Annotated in this window: 3 protein-coding genes, 1 tRNA gene and 1 pseudogene; 2 read left to right on the top strand and 3 right to left on the bottom strand. The window is 61.0% G+C overall.

What is annotated here, in order from left to right; genetic code table 11:
• Window position 1: 1 nt before the first annotated feature.
• Together H621_RS0112890 and gltX are read right to left on the bottom strand one after the other, a co-directional pair.
• Window positions 2-77, bottom strand: a tRNA-Ala gene (locus tag H621_RS0112890).
• Between the two features lie 267 nt (window positions 78-344).
• Complete coding sequence (gltX, locus tag H621_RS0112885) at window positions 345-1,826, bottom strand: glutamate--tRNA ligase (protein WP_028943796.1); 1,482 nt, start codon at window positions 1,824-1,826, stop codon at window positions 345-347.
• Between the two features lie 143 nt (window positions 1,827-1,969).
• On the opposite strand from gltX, the gene H621_RS0112880 reads away from it, so the two are divergent.
• Together H621_RS0112880 and H621_RS27080 are read left to right on the top strand one after the other, a co-directional pair.
• Window positions 1,970-3,019, top strand: coding sequence for an HlyD family secretion protein (locus H621_RS0112880; RefSeq protein ID WP_028943795.1), 1,050 nt, complete (start codon window positions 1,970-1,972; stop codon window positions 3,017-3,019).
• A pseudogene (locus H621_RS27080) lies at window positions 3,009-4,556 on the top strand (MDR family MFS transporter); the annotation flags it as partial. The gene H621_RS0112880 and the pseudogene H621_RS27080, both read left to right, overlap by 11 nt.
• Window positions 4,557-4,616: 60 nt before the next feature.
• On the opposite strand, the gene uvrB reads toward H621_RS27080, so the two are convergent.
• Window positions 4,617-6,632, bottom strand: coding sequence for an excinuclease ABC subunit UvrB (uvrB, locus tag H621_RS0112870; protein ID WP_028943794.1), 2,016 nt, complete (start codon window positions 6,630-6,632; stop codon window positions 4,617-4,619).
• Window positions 6,633-6,720 lie beyond the last annotated feature (88 nt).

Genomic DNA, 6,720 nt, shown 5'->3' with positions numbered 1-6,720 from the left:
TTGGTGGAGCTAAGCGGGATCGAACCGCTGACCTCCTGCATGCCATGCAGGCGCTCTCCCAGCTGAGCTATAGCCCCACTATGTCGCTTTGAACCGAATCGCTTGGCTGGGTGCTTCGCGTTTCGTTTTCGTTCATCGCTGTGGACGGGGCGCATATTAAGATCGGATTGCATACCTGTCAAATATATTTTCAACAAAATCCAAAAAAAATTTCCGAGATAACAATCACTTACCGGCCTGGCGCGTGAAACACCCCGGTTTTACGGGGTTTGGCACATCGCGGGGCGAGCCCGCTCCTGCAACAGGAGCGGGCTCGCCCCGCGATGTTTCTTTCGGAAAATCAATCAGGCAATGGTGCCCAACAGTTTTTCCCACTCTTTGTTTTCTTTCTTCGACACCCCACCGAGCAGGTCCAGGGCCTGGCGCAGGCGGTAGCGGGTCAGGTCCGGGCCGAGGATCTCCATGGCGTCCAGCACAGACACCGAGCTGGCCTGGCCACTGATCGCGGCGAACATCAGCGGCATCGCATCACGCAGCTTCAGCTCAAGCGCTTCGACCACTGCCTGGATGCAACCGGTGATGCGGTCTTTCTCCCACTGACGCAGGCTTTCAAGTTTCCACAAGATCAACTGCATGACCTGGCGCACCTGGTCAGCCGACAGCTTCTTGTGCTCGAACAGCTTGGCATCGAGCTTGAGTGCCCCTTCAAAGAAGAAACCACCCAACGGCGCGATCTGGCTGAAGGTCTCTACCCTGCCCTGCACGTGCGGTGCGATCTTCATCATGTAATCGCTGTTGAACGCCCATTTCTGCACCCGTGCGGCGAATTCTTCCACCGGCAGGTCACGCAGCCACTGGCCATTGAGCCACGACAGTTTCTCGATATCGAAGATCGGGCCACCCAGGGAAACGCGCGACAGGTCGAAGTGCTCGACCATCTCGGCCAGCGAGAATTTCTCGCGCTCGTCCGGCATCGACCAGCCCATGCGGCCCAGGTAGTTGAGCATGGCTTCAGGCATGAAGCCCATGCGCTCGTAGAAGGTCACCGAAGTCGGGTTCTTGCGCTTGGACAGCTTGCTCTTGTCGGGGTTGCGCAGTAGCGGCATGTAGCACAGCACCGGCTGTTCCCAGCCGAAGTACTCGTACAGCTTGATCAGCTTGGGCGCCGACGGCAGCCATTCTTCACCGCGCAGCACGTGGGTGATGCCCATCAGGTGGTCATCGACCACGTTGGCCAGGAAGTAGGTCGGCAAGCCATCGGTCTTCATCAAGACCTGCATATCCATGCGGTCCCATGGAATCTCGACATCGCCACGCAGCATGTCCGGCACCACGCACACACCTTCGCTCGGCACCTTCATGCGGATCACATGCGGTTCGCCAGCGGCCAGGCGGCGCTGCACTTCTTCAGGCGAGAGCAGCAAGGCACGGCCGTCGTAGCGCGGGGTTTCGCCGCGGGCCATCTGCTCGGCGCGCATCTGGTCCAGTTCTTCAGCGGTGCAGAAGCACGGGAATGCATGGCCGGCATCGACCAGTTGCTGGGCGTACTGCTTGTAGATGTCGCCCCGCTCACTCTGCCGATACGGGCCGTGCGGGCCGCCAACATCCGGGCCTTCGCTCCATTCGATGCCCAACCAGCGCAGGGCGTCGAAGATCTGCTGTTCGGACTCGCGGGTCGAACGCAACTGGTCGGTATCTTCGATACGCAGGATGAACTCGCCGCCGTGCTGCTTGGCAAAGCAGTAATTGAACAGGGCGATGTAAGCGGTGCCGACGTGGGGATCGCCAGTAGGCGAAGGCGCGATACGCGTGCGAACGGTGGTCATGGACAGTCTCGAACTAGAGATGAAACAAAGGCTGGATGTTAACAGGGAGCGGGCATCGGGCTCCAGCAATGGGCGCGATCGGCACTTGTGGTCGTGGATCCAAACACGGTTAAATTTGCTTACATTATTGGAACGATCGTCTCATGCCTGCTCAACTCAAGCGTCGCCTGCTGGTTTTTCTCACCCTTGTCCTGCTGATTGCCCTCGCCTTTCTCGCCCACTGGTACCTCAAGGGACGCTTCTACGAAAGTACCGACAACGCCTATGTACAGGGCGAAATCACCCGGGTCTCCAGTCAACTGGGTGCGCGCATCGATGAAGTACTGGTGCAGGACAACCAGCATGTTGCCAAGGGCGACCTGCTGGTGCGCCTGGAGCCGGACGACTTTCGCCTGGCCGTGGAGCGCGCCCGCGCAGCCCTCGACACCCGCGAAGCCGAACGCCTGCAGGCCGAAAGCCGCCTGACCCAACAGGCCAGCCTGATTGCCGCTGGCCAGGCCCAAGTCGCCGCCAACCAGGCCACTCTGGGGCGCGCCGAACTGGATCTCAACCGTGCCCAGGCGCTGCGCAAGCCGGGCTACGTCTCCGAGGAGCGCGTAACCACCCTGTCGGCGGAAAACCACGTCGCCCGCTCCCAGGTGAGCAAGGCGCAGGCAGACCTGCAGGGCCAGCGCCAGCAGGTCAACGCCCTGACCGCCGAGATCAAGCGCCTGGACGCCCAGATCGTCAATGCCCGCGCCGAACTGGCCCAAGCCGAACTGAACCTGACCCGCAGCGAAATCCATGCGCCGATCAGCGGCATGATCGGCCAGCGCGCCGCCCGCAACGGCCAGGTGGTTCAGGCCGGCGCTTACTTGCTGTCTATCGTTCCGGACGAGGACATCTGGATTCAGGCCAACTTCAAGGAAACCCAGATCGGCCATATGCAACCGGGGCAAAAAGCTGAACTGGTGTTCGACAGCTATCCCGACACCCCGATTCAGGCCCGGGTCAACAGCCTGTTCGCCGCCTCCGGTGCCCAATTCAGCCTGTTGCCGCCGGACAACGCCACCGGCAACTTCACCAAGGTGGTCCAGCGCATTCCAGTGAAACTCACCTTCGACGCCGACAGCCCGCTGCACGGCAGGATTCGCCCTGGCATGTCGGTTACCGCGACTGTGGATATCCGAGACAACGCCGACCATGGCCGGTGATCAACTGATCCGTCCCGTCGGCGAACCCAGCCGACGCGACTGGATCGCGGTCATGAGCGTCATGCTCGGCGCCTTCATGGCGGTATTGGACATCCAGATCACCAACTCCTCGCTCAAGGATATCCAGGGCGCCCTGTCGGCGACCCTGGAGGAAGGCTCCTGGATCTCCACCTCTTATCTGGTAGCCGAGATCATCATGATCCCGCTGACCGCCTGGCTGGTGCAGCTGCTGTCTGCCAGGCGCCTGGCCGTCTGGGTTTCACTGGGGTTCCTGGTGTCTTCGCTGCTGTGCTCGATGTCCTGGAACCTGGAGAGCATGATCATTTTCCGCGCCATGCAGGGGTTTACCGGCGGCGCCTTGATTCCGCTGGCCTTCACCCTGACCTTGATCAAGCTGCCTGAGCACCATCGCGCCAAAGGTATGGCCATGTTCGCCATGACGGCCACCTTCGCCCCCTCCATCGGCCCGACCCTGGGCGGCTGGCTCACCGAGAACTGGGGCTGGGAATACATCTTCTACATCAACATCCCACCGGGGCTATTGATGATCGCCGGCCTGATGTATGGCCTGGAAAAGAAAGAAGCTCACTGGGAGCTGCTCAAGAGTACCGACTATGCCGGCATCGTCACCCTGGGTGTGGGCCTGGGCTGCCTGCAGGTGTTTCTGGAGGAAGGCCACCGCAAGGACTGGCTGGAGTCGAGCCTGATTGTCGGGCTTGGCAGCATCGCCCTGATGAGCCTGATCACCTTCGTGATCCTGCAATTTTCCAAGCCCAACCCGCTGATCAACCTGCGCATTCTCGGCAATCGCAACTTCGGTTTGTCGAGCATCGCCAGCCTTGGTATGGGGGTCGGGCTATATGGTTCGATCTACCTGCTGCCGCTGTACCTGGCGCAGATCCAGAACTACAACGCCTTGCAGATCGGCGAAGTCATCATGTGGATGGGCATTCCCCAACTGTTCCTGATTCCGCTGGTGCCGCAGTTGATGAAGGTCATCTCGCCGAAAATCCTCTGCACCCTGGGCTTTGGCCTGTTTGGCCTGGCCAGCTTCAGTTCCGGCGTGCTCAACCCGGACTTCGCCGGCGAACAATTCAACCAGATCCAGATCATCCGCGCACTGGGCCAACCAATGATCATGGTGACCATCTCGCTGATTGCGACGGCGTACATCCTGCCGCAGGACGCGGGTTCGGCGTCGAGCCTGTTCAACATCCTGCGCAATCTGGGGGGCGCCATCGGCATTGCACTGCTGGCGACCTTGCTGGATGCGCGCACCAAGGTGTATTTCGATTACCTGCGTGAAGCGCTGGTGCCGAGTAACCCGCAGGTAGCCGAGCGCCTGGCACAGTTAGCCGAGCGACTGGGGAGTGATGCTGCGGCACTGGGCAAGTTGAGTGAGATCACCCACCAGCAGGCGATGATCATGGCCTATAACGATGCCTTCCACTTTGTGGGCATCGGCTTGGCGATCAGCATGGTGGCGGTGTTGATGACACGCAGATTGCCGCAAGGGCTCAAGGCCGGAGAAGCACACTGCCCCGCGATAGCGGTGTCCTTGATGGATCGCTATCGCGGGGCAAGCCCGCTCCTACAGTCAGGCGGTAAGCAGGCGCTCGCGCAATGCGGTGATCTCGTCGCGCAGCTGTGCTGCGGCCTCGAATTCCAGGTCGCGTGCCAGTTGGTACATCTTCTCTTCCAGCAGCTTGATGCGCTTGGCAATCTCGCCCGGTGAGCGCAGCTCGGCCTCGTAGCGCGCGCTTTCTTCGGCAGCCTTGGCCATGCCCTTGCGCTTCTTGCTGCGCGAGCCGGGCACGTTGGCACCTTCCATGATGTCGGTGACGTCCTTGACCACACCCTTGGGCACGATGCCATTGGCTTCATTGAATGCAATCTGCTTGTCACGACGGCGCTCGGTCTCACCCATGGCTCGCTCCATCGAGCCGGTAATTCTGTCGGCATAGAGAATAGCGCGACCGTTGAGGTTGCGGGCGGCACGACCGATGGTCTGGATCAGCGATCGCTCGGAACGCAGGAAGCCTTCCTTGTCGGCATCGAGGATGGCCACCAGTGATACCTCGGGCATGTCCAGGCCCTCACGCAACAGGTTGATCCCCACCAACACATCGAAGGTACCCAGGCGCAGGTCGCGGATGATTTCGACCCGCTCCACCGTGTCGATGTCCGAGTGCAGGTAGCGCACCCGCACATCATGGTCGGCAAGATAGTCGGTGAGGTCTTCGGCCATGCGCTTGGTCAAGGTGGTGACCAGCACCCGCTCTTCAACGGCGACCCGCTTGCGGATCTCGGAGAGCAGATCATCGACCTGGGTGATGGCCGGGCGCACCTCCACCTGCGGGTCGACCAGGCCGGTCGGGCGCACCACCTGCTCCACTACCCTGCCAGCGTGCTCAGCCTCGTACGGCCCAGGGGTCGCGGAGACGAAGATAGTCTGCGGGCTGACCGCCTCCCATTCGTCAAAGCGCATGGGCCGGTTGTCCAGCGCCGAGGGCAGGCGAAAACCGTACTCGACAAGGGTTTCCTTGCGTGAGCGGTCGCCTTTGTACATCGCCCCGACCTGCGGAACGCTGACGTGGGATTCGTCGATCACCAGCAAGGCGTCGGGCGGCAGATAGTCGTAGAGGGTCGGCGGCGGTGCCCCTGCCGGGCGACCGGAGAGGTAGCGCGAGTAGTTCTCGATGCCATTGCAGTAGCCGAGTTCGAGAATCATCTCCAGGTCAAAACGGGTGCGCTGCTCCAGGCGCTGGGCTTCGACCAGCTTATTGGCCTTGTGCAGGTATTCCAGGCGCTGCTGCAGCTCTTCCTTGATACCTTCCATCGCCTCCAGCAAGGTTTCGCGCGGGGTCACATAGTGGCTCTTGGGATAGAACGTGAAGCGCGGCAACTTGCGGATCACCTCGCCGGTCAGCGGGTCGAAGGCCGCGATGTTCTCCACCTCGTCGTCGAACAGCTCGATGCGGATGGCCTCTAGGTCCGATTCGGCCGGGAAGATGTCGATCACATCCCCGCGTACACGGAAGGTAGCCCGGGCAAAATCCATTTCGTTGCGGGTGTACTGCAGGTCGGCCAGGCGCCGCAGCAAGGCACGCTGGTCGAGCTTGTCACCGCGATCCACGTGCAGGACCATCTTCAGGTAGGTTTCCGGGCTGCCCAGGCCATAGATGCAGGACACCGTGGTGACAATGATCGCATCGCGCCGTTCAAGCAGTGCCTTGGTCGCCGACAAGCGCATCTGCTCGATGTGGTCGTTGATCGAGGCATCCTTCTCGATGAAGGTGTCGGAGGACGGCACGTAGGCTTCGGGTTGGTAGTAGTCGTAGTAGGAAACGAAATACTCCACGGCGTTGTTGGGGAAAAACGCCTTGAACTCGCCGTAGAGCTGCGCCGCCAGGGTCTTGTTGGGCGCCAGCACCAGGGTCGGGCGCTGCACCTGGGCAATCACGTTGGCGATACTGAAGGTCTTGCCCGAGCCGGTGACCCCGAGCAGGGTCTGGTGCGCCAGGCCCGCCTCGATGCCTTCGACCATCTGGCGAATGGCCTCCGGCTGATCGCCGGCTGGCTGGAAACGGGTGACGAGCTGAAACTCGGACATGACGGACCTCTGATTTTTCACGGCTGCAGGCAACTGTATCTATAGACAGTAGTTATACCGAATTAGTGGCGCAAAGCGCCAGTTTCAA

This window comes from Pseudomonas vranovensis DSM 16006 (assembly GCF_000425805.1).
Lineage (GTDB): Bacteria > Pseudomonadota > Gammaproteobacteria > Pseudomonadales > Pseudomonadaceae > Aquipseudomonas > Aquipseudomonas vranovensis.
This window is presented reverse-complemented; position numbering and strand designations above follow the sequence as displayed.

What these genes read in the sequence shown, in the direction of transcription:
- H621_RS0112880 (WP_028943795.1), top strand. Translation starts at nt 1,970, where the DNA reads ATGCCTGCTCAACTCAAGCGTCGCCTGCTGGTTTTTCTCACCCTTGTC.
- uvrB (WP_028943794.1), bottom strand. Translation starts at nt 6,632, where the DNA reads ATGTCCGAGTTTCAGCTCGTCACCCGTTTCCAGCCAGCCGGCGATCAG.
- gltX (WP_028943796.1), bottom strand. Translation starts at nt 1,826, where the DNA reads ATGACCACCGTTCGCACGCGTATCGCGCCTTCGCCTACTGGCGATCCC.